The sequence below is a fragment of the Kitasatospora sp. NPDC093550 genome (assembly GCF_044764985.1).
Lineage (GTDB): Bacteria > Actinomycetota > Actinomycetes > Streptomycetales > Streptomycetaceae > Kitasatospora.
Map to the genome: position 1 here is coordinate 1 of NZ_JBIWJF010000034.1, position 21,644 is coordinate 21,644.

Below are 21,644 nucleotides of genomic sequence, written 5' to 3' on the forward strand. Positions count from 1 at the left end.
GCGGAGGCCGAGGTCATGACGGCTTCGGTGCGCAGGGGGTTGATCTCGGAGACGGCGCCGACGAGCGTGGTCTTGCCGACACCGAAGCCGCCCGCCACGACGATCTTGGCCGACGTCGTGGCACGGGCGGGTCCGTTAGAGCTTGCGAAGTCCACTGAGGACCCTTTCGAGCAGCGTGACATCGGGCGTTCCGCCCGACTCGCCCGCGGCGGCGGGCTGGTGGATGGCGACGAGACCGGCTTCGGCGAGGTCGGCGACGAGGATGCGGGCGACCCCGAGCGGCACACCGGCCAGCGCGGAGATCTCCGCGATGGACTTGACCTCACGGCAGAGGTTGACGATCCGGGCGTGCTCGGGCAGCAGCCCGCCGGTGCGCTCGGCGGAGCCGGTGGTGGAGATCAGGGCCTCGATGGCGAGCTGGTAGCGGGGACGGGTCCGGCCACCGGTCATCGCGTACGGGCGGACCAGCGGCTGCTGCTCGTAGCCGTCGGACTGCTGCCCGCCGTAGCCGCTGCCGTACCCGTTGCCGTACGGGCCGGCGGGTGTCGAGGGCGGGGTCATGGGTCCTCCTTGTGCTGCAGCCTTGAGCAGCCGGTTCCAGCTGGGGCGGTGCCAGCTGAGGCGGGATCAGCTGCCTGAGGGTAGCTGAGGGTGAGACGCCGGGACCGGTCGGGTCGGACCCGGCGGGGAGGTGGGACGGGTGGGTGGATCCGTGCGGACCCAGGTCAGTGCAGGAGACTGCCCTGGAGTTCCGCGCGAAGTGCGGGGGTGAGGACGGCGCCGGCGCGGTCGACGAGCAGGGCCATCTCGTAGCCGACCAGGCCGATGTCGGAGTCGGGGGCGGCCAGGACGGCGAGGGCGGAGCCGTCGCTGATGGCCATGAGGAACAGGAAGCCCCGCTCCATCTCGACGACGGTCTGGTTGACCTCGCCGCCCTCGAAGATCCGGCTGGCGCCGGAGGTGAGGGAGGTGAGGCCGGAGGCGACGGCGGCGAGCTGGTCGGCGCGGTCGCGCGGGAAGCCCTCGGACATGCACAGGAGGAGGCCGTCCGCGGAGACCACCACGGTGTGGGACACCCCGGGGGTGTTGTCCACGAAGTTGGTGATCAGCCAGTTCAGGTTCTGTGCGGCCTGGCTCATCTGGTTCAACTCAACGCTCCTGGTGTTCTGCGCCGTTGCCGTCGCTCCGGCCACCGAAACTATCGAATCCGGGCTGCTGGGCACCATGCTGGAAGCCCGGCTGGTTGGTGGCCTGCTCGGCCCCGGCCCGGCGGCCCTGCTGGATGCCGCGGCGCAGGTTGGTCAGCCGGCCGCGGACCTCCTCGGGAGCCCGGGAGACCTGGGGACCGGTCAGCGGGGAGGCCTCGGCGGTGCCGGAGACCAGGTTCGCCTGCGGGGTCCGCCGGGGCAGGCCCGACATGGTGACACCGCTGGTCGAGGGCTCGCGCACCTGCTCGGCGCGGCGCCAGCGCTCGTCGTTCGCGGAGGGGCGCCAGGGCGCCTCGCCGCCCGGCTGCGGCTGCTGCTGGTACTGCTGCGGGGCCTGCGGCTGCTGCTGGTGCTGCTGCGGGGCCTGCTGGTGCGGGGCCTGCGGGGCCTGGCCCTGCTGGAACTCCGGCGCGGAGGTGCCCGGTCGGCGCGGCTGGTACGACTGCGGCTGCGCCTGCTGCCGCCCGTCGGCCTGCGGGTGCCAGGCCTGCTGGTCGGCGGCCGCGGACGGGCCGATCGGCAGCGCCATCGGCTCCTGGTGCGGCAGCGGCTGCGGCTGCTGCGGGGCCTGCTCCTGGCGCACCGGCTCCGGACGCGCCGGGTTCGGCACGTTCGGCAGCACCGGCTCGACCAGGCCGAGGCCCAGCGGGTCGCGCGGGTCGATCTGGCTGGCCTCGAAGCGCGGGCGGGCGAACTGCTGGGTGCTCTCCACCGGCGCCGGCTCGGCCGACGGCAGCGGCTGCGGCTGGGGCTGGGGCTGGGCGTGCTGCTGGGCCTGCTGCGGCGGCAGCTGCGGCTGGCGGTCGCGCTGCGGCGCGTCCGGGCCGGGACGCTGCGGACGGCGCTGGCCCTGGCCGGCCGGGCGGCCGGGAGCACCCGGGCCACCCGGGGCGCCGGGGCCCTGGCGGCCGGGGGCGCGCTGCGGCAGGCCGTCCTGCGGACGGTTGCCCGGACGGGCACCCTGCTGCGGGGCGCCCGGACCACCGGGACGGCCGTGCTGGGGCTGCTCGCCGGTCCGGGGGCCCGGACCGCCGTCGAACTCGCCACCGGGGCGCGGCCGCTCCTGGCCGGGCTGACCGGGCTGCTGCTGACCGGGCCGGGGCTGGCCGGGCTGCTGCTGCGGGCCCTGCTGGCGGCCGCGGCGGGGCAGGCCGTTCGGGCCGCCCTGCGGCGGTCCGGCCTGCGGCGGGCCCTGGCGGCCGGGCGTGCGCTGCGGCAGGCCGCCCTGCGGGGCCTGCTGCGGAGCCTGCTGCTGGGGGGTCTGCTGCTGCGGAGCCTGCGGCTGGCGCTGCTGGGCCTGCTGCGGCTGAGCGGGCTGCCGGCCCTGGCCCTGGCCCTGCGGGGCCGGGTTCTCCTGGAGCGACCTGCCGACCTGGCGGGTCGGCAGACCGCCGGCGCGGCCGCCGGGAGCCCCCGGACCGGCCTGCGCGCCCGGGCCGCCCTGGCCCAGCTGCGGGCGGCCGCCCTGCGGGGCGCCGCCGGCCGGGCCCTGGCCGAGCGCGGCCGGACCGGCCTGGCGGCCGGGCGCCACCTGGCGCTGCTGACGCGGCGTCGGGGCGGCCCCGCGCTGCTGCTTGGCCTGGGCCGGGCCGGGGCGGCCGGCGCCGCGGCGGTCGCCGGAGTTGGTGACGTCCACCGGGAGCATGACCAGCGCGGTGGTGCCGCCGGAGTCGCTGGGGCGCAGCTGGATGCGGATGCCGTGGCGCAGCGACAGACGACCGACCACGAAGAGGCCCATGCGGCGGGAGACCGAGACGTCCACCGTCGGCGGGTTCGCGAGGCGCTCGTTGATCTCGGAAAGGTCGTCGGGGCTCAGGCCGATGCCGGTGTCGTGGATCTCGACCAGCACGCGGCCGTCCGGCAGCGCGTGGCCGGTGACCCGGACGCGGGTCTGCGGGCTGGAGAACGAGGTCGCGTTCTCCAGCAGCTCGGCGAGCAGGTGGACGAGGTCGTTGACGACGCGGCCGGCGACCTCGGCCGACGGCACGGCGGCGAGCTCGATGCGCTCGTACTGCTCCACCTCGGAGGCGGCGGCGCGGAGCACGTCGACCAGCGGGACGGGCCTGGTCCAGCGGCGGCCCGGGTCCTCACCGGCGAGGACGAGGAGGTTTTCGCCGTTGCGGCGCATGCGGGTCGCGAGGTGGTCCAGCTTGAAGAGGTTGGCCAGCTGGTCCGGGTCCGCCTCGCGGCTCTCCAGCTCGGAGATGAGCGACAGCTGGCGCTGGATGAGGCCCTGGCTGCGGCGCGAGAGGTTGGTGAACATCGCGTTGATGTTGCCTCGCAGGAGGGCCTGCTCGGCGGCGAGGCGGACGGCCTCGCTGTGCACCATGTCGAAGGCGTGCGCCACGTGGCCGATCTCGTCGGCGGAGTCGACGGCGACCGGCTCGACCGTGGTGTCGACGTCGTGCGGGTCGCTCTCGGAGAGGGTCTTGACCAGCTCGGGCAGACGGCGCTCGGCGACGTCCTCGGCCGCGGCCTGCAGACGGGTCAGCGAGCGCACCATCGAGCGGGCGATCAGACCGGCGCCACCGAGGGCGACGAGCAGCACCAGGGCGACCGCGACACCGATGATCAGGGCGTCCGTGTCGGCCTGGGACTGCAGGTCCTGGGCCTTGCCGTCGAGGTTCTCGATCAGCTTGGACTCGATGCGCTTCTCGGCGCTGATCTTGGCGCTGGCCTTCTCGTACCAGTCCTTGTAGCTGACCGGCTCGGTCTGGTGGATGCCGCCCTGGGTGAGGATCGTCTGCGCGTAGCGGTCGGCGTCGGCGACCACGCCGTTGTAGCTCAGCTGGCTGCGCAGGTTGTCCAGGTCGTGCGCGGTGTAGATGTTGTTGAAGCTGGCGATCGCGTTGTCGTACGACAGGCGCAGGCGGATACCGAAGGACTCGTCGCTCAGGCTGAGGTCGGGGGCCTTGGGGTTGGCGAGCGCGGCGCTGATCAGGGCCCGCTGCTGCGAGGTCGCGTTCTTGGCGAGCGAGAACTGCTGCAGCGCGCGGGTGGAGACGACCAGGTCCTTGTTGTTCGAGGCGAGCGCGATGTCCTGGGTGATGGACAGCAGGTCGCGGATGATCACGTCGTAGGCGGTGATCGTCGACTGGATGTTCTGGTTGTTCTGGTACGGCGCGCCGCGGGTGTCCGCGACCGAGTTCAGGTCGCGGCGGATCTGCAGCAGCAGCGCCTTCCCGCCGGACAGTTCGAGGTTCTCGAACTTGTCGGAGGACGCGGTGAAGGTGCGGCTGAGGTCGTCCGTGGCCTTGCGGGCGGCGACGATGTCGTCGTCCAGCTGGGCGTTCGGCTCGTGGGTGATCGGGCCGGCGCTGATGTCGCGCTCGGTCTGCAGCGCGTCGGCGAGGTTGGTCGCCTTCTTGGCCAGGTCGGACAGGTTGGCCATCTGCGCGAGTTGCTGCGAGTTCTCCATCGAGGTCTGGATGCGCAGGCCACCGAGGACCAGCGAGACCAGGACGGGGAGGGCGAGCAGGGCGATCAGACGGGTGCGGATGCGCCAGTTGCGCATCGCGAGCCGGTTCAGACCGGTGGCCCGGCGCCGGGTCAGGGAGGTCCGGAGCTTGTCCCGGGCGGACTTCCGCTCCTGGCCGTCCTCCTCCGGTCGGCCGACGGCCTCGGGCGTCACCGGCTCGGCCGGGCCGCCGGGCGTCGCCGCCTGCTGGGGGGCTGCCACAGGCTCGCGCGACTCCGGGTTACCCGCGGCGCCGCTACCCCTTTTGAAACGTCCCTGCACTGGCGTCGCAACCTCTGGACCGGGCGTCCCGCCGCGTCGCCACGGCCTGGACGGTGTCGAGTTTCCATCCGCTCCCCGGCCGGTCCGGGAGAGCGGGTCACCGGGGTGGACCACTCCCTACCCACGGTCCGTCGCATTCCAGCACAGCGGGGGAATCCCAACAAGGGCCGCAGGATGCGGGCGCCCGGCGCTACCGACCGCTTGCGGGATATCACTGACTGTGCGGTAACCGGACCGGAATACCGCCTTTTTCGGACACTCGCCGGATACATGCCAACCGGACCGTAGATCGAAAAGAGTCACAGACCTTCCGGAATGCCCGATACCGGCTGAATGTCGGAAAATTCCGATGCGGCGATATGTCGGATATCTGAGTTTTGCTCCGGATTTTGTGAGCAAACTCACAGACTAATGTGTAGCTTTGGTCACGGTCTCTGTGGAAAGAGATCTCGTAATCTGGCTGTCTCCGGAGCACGGCCGCGATCAGCCTGCCCAGAACCCCTCCGAATCAATCGGAACCACTCAGGCCGGTGCCGATCCGCCGCGGATCCGCCCGGCCACGACCACGAGGTGCTCTCGATGTCCCAGGCGAAGAAGGCCGACAAGTCCACGCTGTCCTGCCGCCCGACGGCGAACCCGCGCCGGACGACGCTGGCCTCGGTCGAGGACTTCAGCAAGATCCCCGGCGCCCGCAAGCCCGAGGACGTCGTGACCTACGGCACCGAGCTGCCGGCCGTCACGGCCAACCCGCGCCGCACCCAGCTGATGGTCGCCCCGGTCGTCGTGGTGCAGGACTGACCCCAGCGCGTTCCCGTCGAGGGCGCCGTCGTCACCCGGTGGCGGCGGCGCCCTCGCGTTTCCGTCCCGACCGCGCTGAACAGGGGCAAAGCGGTCAGCCGGGGCCCCACGCGATAGCCTGGAGGCCGATTGACGGGGCCGCGCCCACCGGTGGCGGGGGCCCACCAGCGCCCGGGCGCGCCCCGGGCGGCCGACGAAGCGAGGGGTAGCCCAGCCGTGCGCATTGCCAGGTTTTCCGTCCGGGAAGGGAGCCCTGCCGCCGGCAGCGTCTCCTTCGGCGTGGTGGAGGGCGACCCTTCCCAGCCCGACTCGCTGGTCGTCCACGCGCTGGCCGGCCACCCGTTCGGCCAGCCCCAGCCCACCGGCGAGAGCTACCGGTTCCAGGACGTCCGGCTGCTCAGCCCGATGCTCCCGAACAAGATCGTGGCGGTCGGCCGCAACTACGCGGCGCACGCGCAGGAGCTGGGCAACGAGGTCCCGGACGTCCCGCTGACCTTCTTCAAGCCGTCCACCGCGGTGATCGGCCCGACCGAGAACATCGCGTACCCCCCGTTCTCCTCGGACGTCCAGCACGAGGCCGAACTGGCCGTGGTGATCGGCCGGATGTGCCGCGAGGTGCCGCTGGACCGGGTGCCCGAGGTGATCCTCGGCTACACCTGCGCCAACGACGTCACCGCGCGGGACGTCCAGCAGCGCGAGGGCCAGTGGGCCCGGGCCAAGGGTTTCGACACCTCCTGCCCGATCGGCCCGTGGATCGAGACCGACCTCGACCCGAGCGACCTCGCCGTCACCTGCACGGTCAACGGCGAGCTCCGCCAGACCGGCCGCACCTCCCTGATGGTCCGCTCGGTCGCCGAGCTGATCGTCCACATCTCCGAGGCCATGACGCTGCTGCCCGGCGACGTCATCCTCACCGGCACGCCCGCAGGGGTGGGCCCCCTCAACGTCGGCGACGAGGTCGCCGTCTCCATCGAAGGCATCGGCACTCTCACCAACAAGGTGATCAAGCGTGGCTAACACTGACCCGGCCGTCCGGGTTCGCTTCTGTCCGTCCCCGACCGGCAACCCCCACGTGGGCCTGGTCCGCACCGCCCTCTTCAACTGGGCCTTCGCCCGCCACAACGGCGGCACGCTGGTCTTCCGGATCGAGGACACCGACTCCGCCCGCGACTCCGAGGAGTCGTACGGCCAGCTGCTCGACGCCATGCGCTGGCTCGGCTTCGACTGGGACGAGGGCCCGGAGGTCGGCGGCCCGCACGCGCCGTACCGCCAGTCGCAGCGGATGGACATCTACGCCGACGTCGCCCGCCGCCTGCACGAGGCCGGCCACGCCTACCACTGCTACTGCAGCACCGAGGAGCTGGACGCCCGCCGCGAGGCCGCCCGCGCGGCCGGCAAGCCCTCCGGCTACGACGGCCACTGCCGCGAGCTGACCGAGGACCAGGTCGCCGTCTACAAGCTGGAGAGGCGCGAGCCGATCCTGCGCTTCCGGATGCCCGACAAGACGATCTCCTTCGACGACCTGGTGCGCGGCACGCTCACCTTCGAGCCGGAGAACGTGCCGGACTACGGCATCGTCCGGGCCAACGGCGCCCCGCTGTACACCCTGGTCAACCCGGTGGACGACGCCCTGATGGGCATCACCCACGTGCTGCGCGGCGAGGACCTGCTGTCCTCCACCCCGCGGCAGATCGCGCTGTACGCCGCGCTCGCCGAGATCGGCGTCGGCGACGGCACCACCCCGCGCTTCGGCCACCTGCCGTACGTGATGGGCGAGGGCAACAAGAAGCTCTCCAAGCGCGACCCGCAGTCCTCGCTCAACCTGTACCGCGAGCGCGGCTTCATCCCCGAGGGCCTGCTCAACTACCTGTCCCTGCTGGGCTGGTCGCTGGCCGAGGACCGCGACATCTTCGGCATCGACGAGATGGTCGCCGCCTTCGACATCGCCAAGGTGAACGCCAACCCGGCCCGCTTCGACCTGAAGAAGTGCGAGGCGATCAACGCCGAGCACGTCCGCAAGCTGGCCCCGGAGGACTTCGCCCGCCGCCTGGTGCCGTTCCTGCAGGCCGCCGAGCTGCTGCCGGCCGAGCCGACCGCCGAGCAGCTGGACGTGCTCGCCAAGGTCGCGCCGCTCACCCAGGAGCGGATGGTCGTGCTGAGCGAGATCGTCAACATGGCCGGCTTCCTGTTCGTGGCGCCGGAGAAGTTCGCCGTCGACCCGGACGACGCCGCCAAGGTGCTGACCGCAGACGCCCGTCCGGTGCTGGAGGCCAGCATCAAGGCGCTGGAGGAGCTCGCGGACTTCACCCCGGAGCCGATCCAGGCCGCGCTGCGCGAGGCGCTGGTGGACGGTCTGGGCATCAAGCCCAAGTTCGCCTTCACGCCGCTGCGGGTGGCCGTCACCGGCCGCCGGGTCTCGCCGCCGCTGTTCGAGTCCATGGAGCTGCTGGGCCGCCCGGAGACGCTGCGTCGCCTGCGGGCCGCCCTGGACGCGCTGCCGGCCGCCTGAGCGGGTCGTCGAGCAGGCCGCGGGCCCGGCTCCGTGCCGGGCCCGCGGCGTACCCGGAGGTCATCCGCCGGCCCCCCGGGCGCTGCCTGGGGTTATCGATTTTGGAGCCGGGGCCGACGTCGGGTAATGTTCTTTCTGCGCCGCCCGGGAGGGAACGGACGAGGGAGCGAAAGCCCCCCGAACCGGGACCGACCGAGAGGCGCAACGCCTGAGAAGGCCCCGCAGGGGTTCAACTCTGGTGGGGTATGGTGTAATTGGCAGCACGACTGATTCTGGTTCAGTTAGTCTAGGTTCGAGTCCTGGTACCCCAGCGCAGTACGCGAGTACGGCACACAAAAGAAGATCAAGCCCCCGTTGTGTAGCGGCCTAGCACGCTGCCCTCTCACGGCAGTAGCGCCGGTTCGAATCCGGTCGGGGGTACTGATCCCGCAAGGGATCACCTGGAAAGCCCCCGTTGTGTAGCGGCCTAGCACGCTGCCCTCTCACGGCAGTAGCGCCGGTTCGAATCCGGTCGGGGGTACTGATCCCGCAAGGGATTGCCAGGAAGCCCCCGTTGTGTAGCGGCCTAGCACGCTGCCCTCTCACGGCAGTAGCGCCGGTTCGAATCCGGTCGGGGGTACTTCAGAGCAGGAAGCCGATGGGCTCGCCCATCGGCCCTTGCTTTGTGTTGGGGTATGGTGTAATTGGCAGCACGAGTGATTCTGGTTCATTTAGTCTAGGTTCGAGTCCTGGTACCCCAGCCAGAAAAGGAAGGCCCCGGTTCCCGGGGTCTTTTTCGTTTTCCCGGCCGGTATCCGCTCACCGGAACCCCGAAGGGCCCCGCTCGATTCCGAGCGGGGCCCTTCCGGTTCGTCGGTGGGGGAGGGGTGGGTGGGGGATTTCGCCGGGGCGGTGGGGGTTCAGCTCCGGCGGAGGGCCTCGGTGAGCCGGTTCGCGGCCTCGATGATGGCCTGGGCGTGCAGGCGGCCGGGGTGGCGGGTCAGGCGCTCGATCGGGCCGGACACCGACACGGCGGCCACCACGCGGTTGGAGGGGCCGCGGACGGGCGCGGAGACGGACGCGACGCCCGGCTCGCGCTCGCCGATCGACTGGGCCCAGCCGCGCCGCCGGACGCCGCTCAGCGCGGTGGCGGTGAAGCGGGCGCCCTGCAGGCCGCGGTGGAGCCGCTCGGGCTCCTCCCAGGCCAGCAGGACCTGGGCGGCCGAGCCGGCCTTCATCGGCAGGGTGCTGCCGACCGGGACGGTGTCCCGCAGGCCGGAGAGCCGCTCGGCGGCGGCTACGCAGATCCGCATCTCGCCCTGGCGGCGGTAGAGCTGTGCGCTCTCGCCGGTGACGTCGCGCAGGTGGGTCAGGACCGGGCCCGCGGTGGCGAGCAGCCGGTCCTCGCCCGCCGCGGCGGAGAGTTCGGACAGGCGGGGGCCGAGGATGAAGCGTCCCTGCATGTCTCTGGTGACCAGACGGTGGTGTTCGAGTGCGACGGCGAGTCTGTGGGCCGTGGGGCGCGCCAGACCGGTGGCGGCGACCAGCCCCGCCAACGTGGCGGGGCCCGACTCCAGTGCGCTGAGCACCAGAGCGGCCTTGTCGAGAACGCCGACGCCGCTAGTGTTGTCCATGCCCTAAGACTGCAGTCTCATTCCGCGAGACGCAAGTTCAATCTTCCGGGAAAAGCGCCACTCTGGATGCAGCAGCCCGGGAGACATCCAGGATGTGACCTCGTCCGAGTGTCCGCATCGTGGACAGCGATCCGGTGTGCAGGTCGCGCGGACGCGCCCCGCCCGCAGGGGCGGCGCACGTTTTTGACCTCGACGACACGAGAAGGCCGGCAACGCGGCCGGCTGGAGGGAATCCGATGGGACGGACACTCGCAGAGAAGGTCTGGGACGACCACGTCGTGCGGCGCGCGGAGGGCGAGCCCGACCTCCTGTTCATCGACCTGCACCTGCTCCACGAGGTCACCAGCCCGCAGGCCTTCGACGGGCTGCGACTGGCCGGCCGCCCGGTCCGCCGCACCGATCTGACGATCGCCACCGAGGACCACAACACCCCCACCCTGGACATCGACAAGCCGATCGCCGACCCGGTCTCCAAGGTGCAGCTGGAGACCCTGCGCAAGAACGCCGCCGAGTTCGGCGTCCGGATCCACTCGCTCGGTGACGTCGAGCAGGGCGTCGTGCACGTCGTCGGCCCGCAGCTCGGGCTGACCCAGCCCGGCATGACCGTGGTCTGCGGCGACTCCCACACCTCCACCCACGGCGCCTTCGGCGCGCTGGCGTTCGGCATCGGCACCAGCCAGGTCGAGCACGTGCTGGCCACCCAGACCCTGCCGCTGGCCCCGTTCCGGACCATGGCGGTCACCGTCGAGGGCGAACTGCCCGAGGGCGTCACCGCCAAGGACCTGATCCTGGCCGTCATCGCCAGGATCGGCACCGGCGGCGGCCAGGGCTACGTCCTGGAGTACCGCGGTTCGGCGATCCGGAGCCTGTCCATGGAGGCCCGGATGACCATCTGCAACATGTCGATCGAGGCCGGTGCCCGGGCCGGCATGATCGCCCCGGACGAGACCACCTTCGAGTACCTCAAGGGCCGCCCGCACGCCCCGCAGGGCGAGGACTGGGACGCCGCCGTCGCGTACTGGAGCACCCTGGGCACCGACGAGGACGCGGTCTTCGACCACGAGATCTTCATCGACGCGAGCGAGCTGAGCCCGTTCGTCACCTGGGGCACCAACCCCGGCCAGGGCGCCCCGCTGGGCTCGAACGTGCCGGACCCGGCCTCCTTCGCCGACCCGCAGGAGCGCCTGGCCGCCGAGAACGCCCTGGCGTACATGGGCCTGGAGGCCGGCACCCCGCTGCGCGAGGTGAAGGTCGACGCCGTCTTCGTCGGCTCCTGCACCAACGGCCGGATCGAGGACCTGCGGGCCGCCGCCGCCCTGCTGGAGGGCCGCCGGATCGCCGACGGCGTACGGATGCTGGTGGTGCCCGGCTCCGTCCGGGTCGCCCTGCAGGCCGTCGAGGAGGGCCTGGACAAGGTGTTCACCGCGGCCGGCGCCGAGTGGCGCCACGCGGGCTGCTCGATGTGCCTGGGCATGAACCCCGACCAGCTGGCCCCCGGCGAGCGCTGCGCCTCCACCTCGAACCGCAACTTCGAGGGGCGGCAGGGCAAGGGCGGCCGCACCCACCTGGTCTCGCCGCAGGTGGCCGCCGCGACCGCCGTGCTGGGCCGCCTCGCCGCCCCGGCCGACCTGAACCCCGCCGACCTGGCGGACACCGACGTTGCCGTGGAGGCCTGAGCCATGGAGAAGTTCACCACCCACACCGGCCGGGCCGTCCCGCTGCGCCGCAGCAACGTGGACACCGACCAGATCATCCCGGCCCACTGGCTCAAGAAGGTCACCCGATCCGGTTTCGAGGACGGTCTGTTCGAGGCCTGGCGCAAGGACGAGTCGTTCATCCTCAACCGGCCCGAGCGGCAGGGCGCCACCGTCCTGGTGGCCGGCCCCGAGTTCGGCACCGGCTCCTCCCGTGAGCACGCCGTCTGGGCGCTGCAGAACTACGGCTTCCACGCGGTCATCTCGTCCCGCTTCGCCGACATCTTCCGGGGCAACTCGCTGAAGAACGGACTGCTGACGGTCGTCCTGCCGCAGGAGACCGTGGAGCGGCTCTGGGCGCTCACCGAGAGTGACCCCACGGCCGAGATCACCGTTGACCTGGAGGCGCGCGAAGTGCGGGCCGAAGGGGTCACGGCGGCCTTCGAACTGGACGACAACGTGCGGTGGCGCCTGCTCAACGGCCTGGACGACATCAGCATCACGCTGCAGAACGAGGCGGACATCGCCGCCTTCGAGGCGACCCGCCCGGCGTTCAAGCCCCGCACTCTGCCGGTCGCCTGAGTTCCCCTCAGAACAAGCATTCTGACGATCCGCCGGATGGCCCGCGCCCCCCTCGGGGGGGCCGGGCCATCCGTCGTTCCGGAGCACGAGTTAGCGCCGCGGCCCGCCCCGGATTGCCCATTTGGCTTTGCGGAAGAGGGCCCCGCGCAAGTACAACTGCGGGTAGATGGCACAATCAGTACATGCACCGGCACCATGAACCTCCGTACGCGGGCGGCGAACCCGCGGCTGAGGACTCCGTGGGCCGGCCATCCGAACGCCGAATTGACGATCGGCCGGACGTCACCTCCGCGCCAGCTGAGGGGCCGGACGACCAGGAAGTCGCAGCGCTCTACGCGCTCGTGGCCGAGCGGTTGAAGCAAGCTCACGCCCGCGTGCATGCGCTGAACGTGTCTGCCGATGCAAAGACCGCTCTCACCCGTCAACTCCTCATCGTCACCGAGACCGCCAAGCGCGATCTTCCGGAGGCGGCAAGGCGGTTGAGTCGCTTTGTACATGACCTCGACGAGGGGCCCCCGCCGCTCGACTGAGGTCGCCGACGCGCAAATCCATTGCGACACTAGGGTGATTCGCGCGTTTGGTAATTGAAAGTCCGCAGATACATACCTAACGTGCGAAAAGAACGGATGGAATCATCCGGCGCCCGTTTCCGAAGGGGAAGACGTGAACAAGGCTCAGCTTGTCGAAGCGGTGGCCGAGCAGCTGGGCGGTCGCAAGGCTGCCGCAGAGGCCGTCGACGCAGTGCTCGACACCATGGTCCGTGCCGTCGTGGCCGGTGACCGGGTTTCGGTCACCGGTTTCGGCACCTTCGAGAAGGTGGAGCGCTCCGCGCGCTTCGCCCGCAACCCGCAGACCGGCGAGCGGGTCAAGGTCAAGAAGACCTCGGTGCCCCGCTTCCGCCCGGGCCAGGGCTTCAAGGACCTGGTCAGCGGCAGCAAGAAGCTGCCGAAGGAAGGCCCCTCGGTGAAGAAGGCCCCCAAGGGCTCCCTCACCCCGGGCAAGAGCGGCGTGGCCGCCACCCCGGCCGCCAAGCGCGCCGCCACCAAGCGTGCCGCCACCGCCGCTGCCGCCGCCGCTCCGGCCACCAAGAAGGCCGCCGCCAAGAAGACGGCCACCACGGCTGCCGCCAAGAAGACCACGGCCACCCCCGCCAAGAAGGCCACGGCCACCGCGAAGAAGTCCGCGGCGAAGACCACCGCCGCGAAGACCACCGCCGCCAAGAAGACCACGGCGGCCGCGACCAAGAAGACGGCCGCCGCGAAGAAGGCGACCACCACGGCTGCCGCCAAGAAGACCACGGCGACCGCCAAGAAGGCGACCGCCACGGCCAAGAAGACGGCGCCGGCGAAGAAGACCGCCACCCGCAAGACCACCGCGCGCAAGACCACTGCCAAGTAGGTCCCGCGCGACCGTCCCCGGACGGCCTTCGGCGAAGAGCCGCGGCACCCCTCCCGCGAATTGCGGAGACCGGTCGCCGCGGCTCTTCCGATTTCCGGGCGCTTAGTCAGGATTCGGAGGCAGTAACTCGCCCGCTCGCCTCCGGGGCGCTCTGGCCCGGTGCCGACGGTCGGCGCTCCAAGGCCCCTCGTACCTCAGGGCCTCCTCGCTTCTCCCTTTCGGCACCGGCGCGCCCCTTCGGCTCGGGGCGGGGTCGCCCGCTCGGCGATCCGAGACTGCTCGGGGCGGGGTCGCCCGCTCGCCGATCCGAGACTGTTCGGGGCGGGTCGCCCGCTCGGCTGGGGGCGGTGGGGCGGTCGGTCCGTGGGCGGAGGAGCTCTGCGGGGTCAGCCCTCGGCGGGGTCGGGGAAGGTCTGCAGCGTCACGAAGACCACCCGGCGGGCCTCGCCGGTGCCCTCGGTGCGGATCCGTACCCGCTGGCCGGGCCGCAGCAGCCGCAGGCCGCCGGCGTCGAAGGCGGCCGCGTCGAACGGCACCGGGGTCCCGTCGTCGAGCAGCACGGAGCCGGCCCGGGTGGCGGGGTCGAAGGTGAACGCGGTGGCCTGCATGTCAGCAGCATAGCGAGCGGGCCGGTGCGGGCCCGGGCCGCGGTCGGCCCGTGGACCGGTCCGCCACCGGACCGCCACCCGGCCGCGGCCGGACCGCCGTCAGGACGGGCTCAGGACGGGCTCAGGCGGGCGAACAGCGTGCTGGTGTGCGGGCCGAGGCCGAGCGCCGCGGCCGCGCCGAGGTCCGTACCGGTGTCGACGTCCCGGCGCACCGACTCGACGTCCGCGAGGCGCAGTTCGAGCGCCCCGCCGGCGGCGTGCCGGGCCCGGGAGCCGTCCCCGAAGGCGGGGGAGAGCGGACGGCCGGGGGTGCAGGCGAGCAGGGTGGTGCCGAGGCCGGGGGAGTCCGGCAGGAAGGCCCGGCCGTTCGGCGGCACCGCGCCCAGCACCCGGGCGAGTTCGGCCGGACGCAGGGCGGGGAGGTCCGCCGAGAGGACGGCCAGGGGAGCCCGCGGGGCCAGCGTCCGGGCGGTCGAGGCGCCGTGCGCCAACGCCGGGTTGAGGCCGCCGCCGGGTTCGTCGGCGACCACCAGCGCGCCCAGCGCCGCCAGTCGGGCACCGGCCTCGGCGTCCCGGGTGACCACCAGGACGCGGGCGACGCCCGGGGTGGCCAGCGCGGCGGTGACGGTGTCGAGGGCGAAGGCCAGTGCCAGGCCGGCCCGGTGCGGCCCGGCGTAGGGGGCGAGTCTGCTCTTGGCCAGCGCGAGCGGCTTGAGCGGGAGCACCAGCGACCAGCCGGCGGTGGGTGCGGCGGGCGCGACGGGCCCGCTGGGGCGTACGGTGTCCTGGGTCATCGGCGTCATTGTGTCGCCGGTCCCGGAGCCCTCGCCAGGCCGTCCGAGCTGTGCGGACGTGCGTTTGATCACGCCCGCCCGGCGGGTTGGCGCGGCCGCTCGACAGCCGGTGAGCGGGCGGGCGACACTGTTCCGCGCCCCGTGGCCCGGGCACCGGTGGCACCGGTGCCCGGCACCGGGAGGCCATGACCGCGGCACTCCGAGTGCCGCATCGGATGAGAAGGAGCTGGGGTGGCCCGCCGCTCGTACGCCAAGTTCGGCAACGCCGACTACGGCATCTGGTACCGCTTCGCGGCCGTCCTGGTGAAGCCGGTGACGACCGCCCTGGTGAAGCCCGACTGGCGGGGCTGGGAGCACATTCCCAAGGAAGGCGGCTTCATCGCCGCGGTGAACCACAATTCGATCATCGACCCGGTGATCTACGCGCACTGGCAGTACAACAGCGGCCGCCCGCCGCGCATTCTCGGCAAGTCCTCGCTGTTCTCGATTCCCTTCATCGGATTCATGCTGCGCAAGACCGGGCAGATTCCGGTGTTCCGCGAGTCGACCGACGCGGCGCAGGCGTTCCGGGCCGCGATCGACGCCGTCAACAGCGGCCAGTGCGTGCAGTTCTACCCGGAGGGCACGCTCACCCGGGACCCGGACCTGTGGCCGATGACCGGCAAGAGCGGCGTCGCCCGGGTCGCGCTGATGACCGGCGCGCCGGTCATCCCGGTCGCCCACTGGGGCGCCCACGAGATCATCCCGCCGTACGGCCGGTCCGGTTACGGGAAGGGCAAGTTCAACCTCTTCCCCCGGCACCGGGTGACCGTCGCGGCCGGCCCCGCGGTGGACCTGAGCAAGTACCAGGGCCAGGAGCTCACCGCGCAGGTGCTCGCCGACGCGACCGAGGACATCATGGCGGCGATCACCGCCGTGCTGGCCGAGGTCCGCGGCGAGGAGCCGCCGGCCGAGCGCTACGACATGCGCAAGGCGGCCCGGGAGCGCGCCGCGGCGGCGCTGGCCGAGCGTCGGCGCGCCAAGGGCGAGCAGCGGGGCACCAGCGCCGGGGAGGCGGGCAAGTGACGCGCTGCGCCGTGATGGGGACCGGTTCCTGGGGCACCGCGTTCGCGATGGTGCTCGCCGACGCGGGCTGCGAGGTCGTGCTGTGGGCCCGCCGCCAGGAGCTGGTGGACGCCGTCAACTCCACGCACGAGAACCCGGACTACCTGCCGGGCGTGCGGCTGCCCGACACCGTGCGGGCCACCACCGACGCCGCCGAGGCGCTGGCCGGCGCCGACTTCGCGGTCCTGGTGGTGCCCTCGCAGACGCTGCGCGACAACCTGGCCGCCTGGACGCCGCTGATCGAGCCGCAGACCGTGCTGGTGAGCCTGATGAAGGGCATCGAACTCGGCACCGCCAAGCGGATGAGCGAGGTGATCGACGAGGTCACCAAGGTCGGTCCGGAGCGCGTCGCGGTGGTCAGCGGACCCAACCTGGCCAAGGAGATCGCCAACCGGCAGCCCGCGGCCAGCGTGGTGGCCTGCACCGACGAGACGGTCGCCAAGCGGCTCCAGGCGGCCTGCCACACGCCGTACTTCCGGCCGTACACCAACACCGACGTGGTGGGCTGCGAACTCGGCGGCGCGGTCAAGAACGTGATCGGCCTGGCGGTCGGCATGGCGGCCGGCATGGGGCTCGGCGACAACACCAAGGCCACGCTGATCACCCGCGGGCTGGCCGAGACCACCCGGCTCGGCGAGGTGCTGGGCGCCGACCCGCACACCTTCGCGGGGCTCGCCGGGATGGGCGACCTGGTCGCCACCTGCTCCTCGCCGCTGTCCCGCAACAACACCTTCGGGATGAACCTGGGCCGGGGCATGTCGCTCGCGGAGACCATCGCGGCCACCCGGCAGACCGCGGAGGGCGTCAAGTCCTGCGAGTCGGTGCTGGACCTGGCCCGGCGCAACGGGGTCGACATGCCGATCGTCGAGGCCGTGGTGGACGTCGTGCACAACGGGCGGCCGACCCAGGAGGCCCTGCAGACGCTGATGTCGCGCTCGGCGAAGGCGGAGCGGCGGCGCTGAGCGGCGGTGCCGACGGCTCCGGGAGGGCGCGGCCGCCGGGGCGGTTGACGTCCCGGAAACACGTCGCACGGTAGTCTCAAACCCGATATGAGCATCGAACAGTCCTCCCCGAACCCGTCCGCCCCGAAGCCGCGCGTCGCGCTGGTCTTCGGCGGGCGCAGCTCCGAGCACGCCATCTCGGTCTCCACCGCGGGCAGTGTGCTCAGGGCGATCGACCGCGACAAGTACGACGTGCTGCCGATCGGCATCACGCACGAGGGCCGCTGGGCGCTGACCAGCGACGAGCCGGCCCGGATGGCCATCACCGACGGCAAGCTGCCGGACGTGGCGCAGGTCGCCGAGTCCGTGGACGCGCAGGTCTCGCTGCCCGTCGCCCCGGGCAGCCGTGAGGTGCTGCTGAGCGAGCCGGGGAGCACCCCCAAGGCCCTCGGCGAGGTCGACGTGGTGTTCCCGCTGCTGCACGGCCCCTGGGGCGAGGACGGCACCCTGCAGGGCCTGCTGGAGCTCTCCGGCGTCCCGTACGTCGGCAACGGCGTGCTGGCCAGCGCGGCCGGCATGGACAAGGAGTTCGCCAAGCGGATCCTGGCCTCGCACGGCCTGGGCGTCGGCCGCTACACCATCGTGCGGCCGCGCGACTGGGAGACCGAGGCGGGCCGCGCCGCGGTGCGCGAGCGGGCCGCCGAGCTCGGCCTGCCGCTGTTCGTGAAGCCCTGCCGGGCCGGCTCCAGCATCGGCATCACCAAGGTGAAGGACCTGGCCGACCTCGACGCCGCGATCGAGGAGGCCCGTCGGCACGACCCCAAGCTGATCATCGAGGCGGGCGTGACCGGCCGCGAGATCGAGTGCGGCGTGCTGGAGTTCGAGGACGGCCCGCGGGCCAGCGTGGCCGGTGAGGTGCTGGTCGGCGAGGGTTACGACTTCTACGACTTCGAGGCCAAGTACATCGACTCCTCGGACGTGCAGATCCCGGCGCGGCTCACCCCCGAGGAGCTCGCCGAGATCCAGCGCCAGGCGATCGAGGCCTTCGAGGCGCTCGGCTGCGAGGGCCTGGCCCGGGTGGACTTCTTCCTGCTGGAGGACGGCACCTGGATGATCAACGAGATCAACACCATGCCCGGTTTCACCCCCATCTCGGCCTACCCGAAGATGTGGGAGGCCAGCGGGGTCCCGTACCCGGAGCTGATCGACCGGCTGCTGCAGGCGGCGCTGCGGCGCTCGACCGGGCTGCGCTAGCGGTTCGTACGGCGAGGGCGGGCCGGGACGCTCCCGGCCCGCCCTCGGTGCGTCGGTGCGTCGGTGCGTCGGTGCCGGCCGGTTCCGCCGGGGACGTCGTCAGCCGGGGATGTGGGCCTTGACCAGCGGGGTCAGTGCGGCGGCCGGGTCCAGCGGGCTGCCGTAGACGCCGGGCGGGGAGATCACCTCGACGTAGGCCGCGCGCATCGTCGCGACCAGGCGGTAGCTGCCGTCGTCCCGCTTCGTCGACCACCAGGTGAGGTCGTCGACGGTCGGGGACACGTCCTTGGCGTGCGGCCCGTCCAGCTCCTCGGGCCGGTCGATGCCGCACCGCATGACCGTCCTGGGCGAGCTGCCCCAGACGGCCACGTACGGCGAGGCGGGCGACGGGTCCTTGCGGGGGTGGCCCAGCAGCTCCTGCGGCAGCGCGGCGGCCAGGGCCCGGCAGTACTCGGCCGCCTTGCCGCTCGGCTGCGGGACCTCGATGTCCTGGTCGCCCGGCCCCCAGCTGCCGACCAGCACGACGACCGTGCACGTCAGCGCGACGGGCAGGGCCAACCAGCGGATCGGCGCCGGCAGGGCGGACAGCGCCTTGGGGACACGGAGTTCTCGGACCACCCGGCGATGGTAGCCGGGCCTTACGGCGAAGGCCGCGCCGACGGCGGGGCCGGGGCCCGGCCCACCGCGGACCGGGCCTCAGAGGTGGACCACCGGACAGGTCAGGGTGCGGGTGATGCCCTCGACCTTCTGGACCTGCGCGACCACCATGCGGCCCAGCTCGTCCACCGTCCCGGCCTCGGCCTTGACGATCACGTCGTAGGGGCCGGTGACGTCCTCGGCGGTGAGCACGCCGGGGATCTTGGAGATCAGCTCGGCCACCGCGGTGGCCTTTCCTACCTCGGTCTGGATCAGGATGTATGCCTGTACCACAAGGACCTCCCGGCGGCCGGTTACGGGGATCGCCGCCGTGATCGCCCGGAGAAGGCGTCGGGTGGAAACGGGGTCACCGGCAGGCTGATCACCACGCTACCGCGCAGCGGGCCGGGGAGGGGAGACCTCGGCACCCCCGAAGGGCGTACGCTGCGCGCGGGGGAGCGCGACGGGGACCGGATCGGATGGCAGCGCCATCCGGCAGGAAAGGCGAGAGGACGCAGATGCAGGGGACCGTGGGCGAGCTCGGCGAGTTCGGCCTCATCAGGGAGCTGACCGCCCGGGTACCGCTCACCGATGCGGTCGACCTCGGCCCGGGTGACGACGCCGCGGTGGTGCGGGCACCGGACGGCCGGGTGGTCGCGACCACCGACGTCCTGATCGAGAACCGGCACTTCCGCCGGGACTGGTCCACCGCCTACGACGTGGGCCGCAAGGCCGCGGCCCAGAACCTGGCCGACGTGGCCGCGATGGGGGCGGTGCCGACCGCGATACTGCTCGGCCTGGTCGCCCCCGCCGACCTGCCGACCACCTGGGCGACCGAGCTGATGGACGGGCTGCGCGACGAGTGCCAGGTCGCCGGGGCGACGGTGGTCGGCGGCGACGTGGTGCGCGGCGACACCGTCACGCTGGCCATCACGGCGCTCGGGGACCTGCAGGGGCGCGCCGCGGTGACGCGCTCCGGCGCGCAGGTCGGCGACGTCGTCGCGGTGACCGGCTGGCTGGGCTGGTCGGCCGCCGGGCTGACCGTGCTGCAGCGCGGCTTCCGCTCCCCGCGCGCCTTCGTCGAGGCGCACCGCAGGCCCGAGCCGCCGTACCACGCGGGCCCGGCGGCGGCCGAGTTGGGCGCGACCTCGATGATCGACGTGAGCGATGGACTGGTCGCCGACCTCGGCCACGTGGCCCGGGCCAGCGAGGTGGACATCGACCTGAAGGCCGCCGACTTCGACGTCCCGGCGCAGATGGCGGACATCGGCCAGGCGGTCGGGGTGGACCCGCTGGTCTGGGTGCTCTCCGGCGGCGAGGACCACGCGATCGTGGCGACCTTCCCGCGCGGGGTCCAACTCCCGGCCCGCTGGCGGGTGGTGGGCGAGGTGACCGGCCGCCCGACGGGCAGCCGCAGCGGCCGGGTGACGGTCGACGGCGCGCCCTGGGACCGGGTCGGCGGCTGGGACCACTTCGCCGAGTAGCCGCCACTCGCGCGCTCGCCTGGTCGCGCGCTCGGTTGTCCGCGCGCTCGGTTGTCCGCGCGCTCGCCTGTTCGCGCCCTCGACGCGGGGGCGCCTGCCTTGCGGGGTGCGGGACATGACGCCCCGGGCGTGCGGCGGACGGGCTTCGCGGGTGCGTTTTGCGTACGCTTGCGGCATCCGAGCCCGCCCGCCCGTCCGCGGCGCGGGCGGCCCGAACCACTGCGAGCGGGAGCACACCTGACATGCGCATCGGTGTACTGACCAGCGGCGGCGACTGCCCCGGTCTCAACGCGGTGATCCGCTCGGTGGTGCACCGGGGCACGGACGTCCACGGCGACGAGATCGTCGGCATCCTGGACGGCTTCCTCGGCCTGATCGAGGGCCGCACCAGGACGGTCTCGCACGACGACGTCACCGGCCTGCTCACCCTCGGCGGCACCATCCTGGGCTCGGCCCGGGTCCGGCGCGACCGGATCGAGTGGGCGGTGGAGAACGCCAAGGTGCTGGCCCGGGACATCGGCATCGACGCGCTGATCGCCATCGGCGGCGAGGGCACGCTGACCGCCGCCAAGCTGTTCAGCGACGCCGGACTGCCGGTGGTCGGGGTGCCGAAGACCATCGACAACGACATCCACGCCACCGACGTCACCTTCGGCTTCGACACCGCGGTGCACGTCGCGACCGAGGCGATCGACCGGCTGAAGACCACCGCCGAGTCCCACCAGCGGGTCATGGTGGTCGAGTTGATGGGTCGTCACACCGGCTGGATCACCCTCACCGCGGGCATGGCCGGCGGCGCGCACGGCATCCTGATCCCGGAGAAGCCCTTCGACATCGAGGCGGTCGCCCGGATAATCGAGGACCGCTTCGCGCGCGGCAAGAAGTTCGCCATCATCGCCGTCGCCGAGGGTGCCACCCCGGTGCCCGGCACCATGCGCTTCGACCACGGCGAGGTCGACCAGTTCGGCCACCGGACCTTCGGCGGGATCGGCAACCGGCTCGCCCACGAGCTGGAGGACCTGCTCGGCAAGGAGGCCCGTCCGGTCATCCTCGGTCACACCCAGCGCGGCGGCACCCCGACCGCCCGGGACCGGGTGCTCGCCACCCGCTTCGGCTGGCACGCCGTGGAGGCGGTCCACCAGGGCGCGTTCGGGCACTTCACCGCGCTGCGCCGGACCGGGATCGAACTGCTGCCGATCGGCGACGCGGTGACCCGGCTGAAGACGGTGCCGGAGGACCGGTGGGTGGAATCCGAGGCCGTGCTGTGAATCGGCGCAGGTAG

The 21,644-nt window shown here is 72.4% G+C and carries 20 protein-coding genes, 5 tRNA genes and 1 pseudogene; 17 read left to right on the top strand and 9 right to left on the bottom strand.

The window, feature by feature from the left end:
* From ACIRD3_RS34775 to ACIRD3_RS34790, 4 genes and pseudogenes are all read right to left on the bottom strand, one after another.
* A pseudogene (locus ACIRD3_RS34775) lies at positions 1-155 on the bottom strand (ATP-binding protein); the annotation flags it as partial.
* Positions 136-561 (bottom strand): DUF742 domain-containing protein, encoded by a 426-nt coding sequence (locus tag ACIRD3_RS34780; protein WP_045706034.1) that lies wholly within the window; start codon positions 559-561, stop codon positions 136-138. The pseudogene ACIRD3_RS34775 and the gene ACIRD3_RS34780, both read right to left, overlap by 20 nt.
* A 164-nt stretch (positions 562-725) precedes the next feature.
* On the bottom strand, positions 726-1,139 hold the full coding sequence (locus ACIRD3_RS34785; protein ID WP_030291361.1) for a roadblock/LC7 domain-containing protein: 414 nt from the start codon (positions 1,137-1,139) through the stop codon (positions 726-728).
* Between the two features lie 10 nt (positions 1,140-1,149).
* Positions 1,150-4,887 carry a nitrate- and nitrite sensing domain-containing protein gene (locus ACIRD3_RS34790; RefSeq protein ID WP_402224614.1) on the bottom strand — a complete coding sequence of 1,246 codons (3,738 nt, stop codon included), beginning with the start codon at positions 4,885-4,887 and terminating at the stop codon, positions 1,150-1,152.
* Positions 4,888-5,526: 639 nt separating this feature from the next.
* Between ACIRD3_RS34790 and ACIRD3_RS34795 the strand changes: the two genes are divergently transcribed.
* The 8 genes from ACIRD3_RS34795 (at position 5,527) to ACIRD3_RS34830 (ending at position 8,997) form a co-directional block, all read left to right on the top strand.
* On the top strand, positions 5,527-5,745 hold the full coding sequence (locus ACIRD3_RS34795) for a hypothetical protein (RefSeq protein WP_402224616.1): 219 nt from the start codon (positions 5,527-5,529) through the stop codon (positions 5,743-5,745).
* Positions 5,746-5,961: 216 nt separating this feature from the next.
* The gene (locus ACIRD3_RS34800; protein WP_402224620.1) at positions 5,962-6,762 is read left to right on the top strand and encodes a fumarylacetoacetate hydrolase family protein; all 801 of its coding nucleotides are present in this window, start codon (positions 5,962-5,964) and stop codon (positions 6,760-6,762) included.
* Entirely contained in the window at positions 6,755-8,254 is a 1,500-nt protein-coding gene (gltX, locus tag ACIRD3_RS34805; RefSeq protein WP_402224623.1) for a glutamate--tRNA ligase, read from the top strand. The genes ACIRD3_RS34800 and gltX overlap by 8 nt, the downstream gene beginning before the upstream one ends.
* A gap of 239 nt (positions 8,255-8,493) precedes the next feature.
* Positions 8,494-8,565: transfer RNA gene (locus ACIRD3_RS34810), tRNA-Gln, on the top strand.
* A 36-nt stretch (positions 8,566-8,601) separates the two neighbouring features.
* Positions 8,602-8,674, top strand: a tRNA-Glu gene (locus ACIRD3_RS34815).
* Positions 8,675-8,701: 27 nt separating this feature from the next.
* Positions 8,702-8,774, top strand: a tRNA-Glu gene (locus ACIRD3_RS34820).
* 26 nt (positions 8,775-8,800) lie between these two features.
* Positions 8,801-8,873 (top strand) — tRNA-Glu (locus tag ACIRD3_RS34825).
* A gap of 49 nt (positions 8,874-8,922) precedes the next feature.
* Positions 8,923-8,997 (top strand) — tRNA-Gln (locus ACIRD3_RS34830).
* Positions 8,998-9,153: 156 nt separating this feature from the next.
* Here the strand turns inward: ACIRD3_RS34830 and ACIRD3_RS34835 are convergent.
* Positions 9,154-9,867: an IclR family transcriptional regulator gene (locus ACIRD3_RS34835; protein WP_030246527.1), complete on the bottom strand. Its 714-nt coding sequence runs from the start codon at positions 9,865-9,867 to the stop codon at positions 9,154-9,156.
* 236 nt (positions 9,868-10,103) lie between these two features.
* Here ACIRD3_RS34835 and leuC point away from each other — a divergent pair, with 236 nt between their 5' ends.
* The 4 genes from leuC to ACIRD3_RS34855 all read left to right on the top strand — a co-directional run bounded on the left by leuC (position 10,104) and on the right by ACIRD3_RS34855 (position 13,541).
* On the top strand, positions 10,104-11,543 hold the full coding sequence (gene leuC, locus ACIRD3_RS34840; RefSeq protein ID WP_402224626.1) for a 3-isopropylmalate dehydratase large subunit: 1,440 nt from the start codon (positions 10,104-10,106) through the stop codon (positions 11,541-11,543).
* Positions 11,544-11,546: 3 nt separating this feature from the next.
* Complete coding sequence (gene leuD / locus ACIRD3_RS34845; protein WP_402224629.1) at positions 11,547-12,143, top strand: 3-isopropylmalate dehydratase small subunit; 597 nt, start codon at positions 11,547-11,549, stop codon at positions 12,141-12,143.
* Between the two features lie 182 nt (positions 12,144-12,325).
* A complete protein-coding gene (locus tag ACIRD3_RS34850) occupies positions 12,326-12,673 on the top strand; it encodes a hypothetical protein (RefSeq protein ID WP_263455706.1) in 348 nt (115 codons plus the stop codon).
* Positions 12,674-12,806: 133 nt separating this feature from the next.
* Positions 12,807-13,541, top strand: coding sequence for an HU family DNA-binding protein (locus tag ACIRD3_RS34855; protein WP_402224633.1), 735 nt, complete (start codon positions 12,807-12,809; stop codon positions 13,539-13,541).
* A gap of 386 nt (positions 13,542-13,927) precedes the next feature.
* Here ACIRD3_RS34855 and ACIRD3_RS34860 read toward each other — a convergent pair whose 3' ends face one another.
* The gene (locus ACIRD3_RS34860) at positions 13,928-14,149 is read right to left on the bottom strand and encodes a hypothetical protein (RefSeq protein WP_030257846.1); all 222 of its coding nucleotides are present in this window, start codon (positions 14,147-14,149) and stop codon (positions 13,928-13,930) included.
* 110 nt (positions 14,150-14,259) lie between these two features.
* On the bottom strand, positions 14,260-14,943 hold the full coding sequence (cofC, locus tag ACIRD3_RS34865) for a 2-phospho-L-lactate guanylyltransferase (RefSeq protein WP_402224635.1): 684 nt from the start codon (positions 14,941-14,943) through the stop codon (positions 14,260-14,262).
* 231 nt (positions 14,944-15,174) lie between these two features.
* Here cofC and ACIRD3_RS34870 point away from each other — a divergent pair, with 231 nt between their 5' ends.
* From ACIRD3_RS34870 to ACIRD3_RS34880, 3 genes are all read left to right on the top strand, one after another.
* Positions 15,175-16,008: a lysophospholipid acyltransferase family protein gene (locus tag ACIRD3_RS34870; RefSeq protein ID WP_402224638.1), complete on the top strand. Its 834-nt coding sequence runs from the start codon at positions 15,175-15,177 to the stop codon at positions 16,006-16,008.
* Positions 16,005-17,009: an NAD(P)H-dependent glycerol-3-phosphate dehydrogenase gene (locus ACIRD3_RS34875; RefSeq protein ID WP_402224640.1), complete on the top strand. Its 1,005-nt coding sequence runs from the start codon at positions 16,005-16,007 to the stop codon at positions 17,007-17,009. The genes ACIRD3_RS34870 and ACIRD3_RS34875 overlap by 4 nt, the downstream gene beginning before the upstream one ends.
* Before the next feature lie 87 nt (positions 17,010-17,096).
* The gene (locus ACIRD3_RS34880) at positions 17,097-18,242 is read left to right on the top strand and encodes a D-alanine--D-alanine ligase family protein (RefSeq protein ID WP_402224642.1); all 1,146 of its coding nucleotides are present in this window, start codon (positions 17,097-17,099) and stop codon (positions 18,240-18,242) included.
* A 99-nt stretch (positions 18,243-18,341) separates the two neighbouring features.
* Here ACIRD3_RS34880 and ACIRD3_RS34885 read toward each other — a convergent pair whose 3' ends face one another.
* Both ACIRD3_RS34885 and ACIRD3_RS34890 read right to left on the bottom strand, forming a co-directional pair.
* Positions 18,342-18,860, bottom strand: coding sequence for a DUF3515 domain-containing protein (locus tag ACIRD3_RS34885; RefSeq protein ID WP_402224645.1), 519 nt, complete (start codon positions 18,858-18,860; stop codon positions 18,342-18,344).
* Between the two features lie 78 nt (positions 18,861-18,938).
* Entirely contained in the window at positions 18,939-19,172 is a 234-nt protein-coding gene (locus ACIRD3_RS34890; protein WP_402224647.1) for an Lrp/AsnC family transcriptional regulator, read from the bottom strand.
* 224 nt (positions 19,173-19,396) lie between these two features.
* Here ACIRD3_RS34890 and ACIRD3_RS34895 point away from each other — a divergent pair, with 224 nt between their 5' ends.
* Positions 19,397-20,362: a thiamine-phosphate kinase gene (locus tag ACIRD3_RS34895; RefSeq protein ID WP_350634183.1), complete on the top strand. Its 966-nt coding sequence runs from the start codon at positions 19,397-19,399 to the stop codon at positions 20,360-20,362.
* 242 nt (positions 20,363-20,604) lie between these two features.
* Entirely contained in the window at positions 20,605-21,630 is a 1,026-nt protein-coding gene (locus ACIRD3_RS34900; RefSeq protein ID WP_402224650.1) for an ATP-dependent 6-phosphofructokinase, read from the top strand.
* Positions 21,631-21,644 lie beyond the last annotated feature (14 nt).

Coding starts and splice junctions, on each gene's coding strand:
- ACIRD3_RS34880 (WP_402224642.1), top strand. CDS start 17,097: ATGAGCATCGAACAGTCCTCCCCGAACCCGTCCGCCCCGAAGCCGCGC.
- ACIRD3_RS34835 (WP_030246527.1), bottom strand. CDS start 9,867: ATGGACAACACTAGCGGCGTCGGCGTTCTCGACAAGGCCGCTCTGGTG.
- ACIRD3_RS34795 (WP_402224616.1), top strand. CDS start 5,527: ATGTCCCAGGCGAAGAAGGCCGACAAGTCCACGCTGTCCTGCCGCCCG.
- ACIRD3_RS34785 (WP_030291361.1), bottom strand. CDS start 1,139: ATGAGCCAGGCCGCACAGAACCTGAACTGGCTGATCACCAACTTCGTG.
- ACIRD3_RS34850 (WP_263455706.1), top strand. CDS start 12,326: ATGCACCGGCACCATGAACCTCCGTACGCGGGCGGCGAACCCGCGGCT.
- ACIRD3_RS34900 (WP_402224650.1), top strand. CDS start 20,605: ATGCGCATCGGTGTACTGACCAGCGGCGGCGACTGCCCCGGTCTCAAC.
- ACIRD3_RS34860 (WP_030257846.1), bottom strand. CDS start 14,149: ATGCAGGCCACCGCGTTCACCTTCGACCCCGCCACCCGGGCCGGCTCC.
- leuC (WP_402224626.1), top strand. CDS start 10,104: ATGGGACGGACACTCGCAGAGAAGGTCTGGGACGACCACGTCGTGCGG.
- cofC (WP_402224635.1), bottom strand. CDS start 14,943: ATGACCCAGGACACCGTACGCCCCAGCGGGCCCGTCGCGCCCGCCGCA.
- leuD (WP_402224629.1), top strand. CDS start 11,547: ATGGAGAAGTTCACCACCCACACCGGCCGGGCCGTCCCGCTGCGCCGC.
- ACIRD3_RS34780 (WP_045706034.1), bottom strand. CDS start 561: ATGACCCCGCCCTCGACACCCGCCGGCCCGTACGGCAACGGGTACGGC.
- ACIRD3_RS34895 (WP_350634183.1), top strand. CDS start 19,397: ATGCAGGGGACCGTGGGCGAGCTCGGCGAGTTCGGCCTCATCAGGGAG.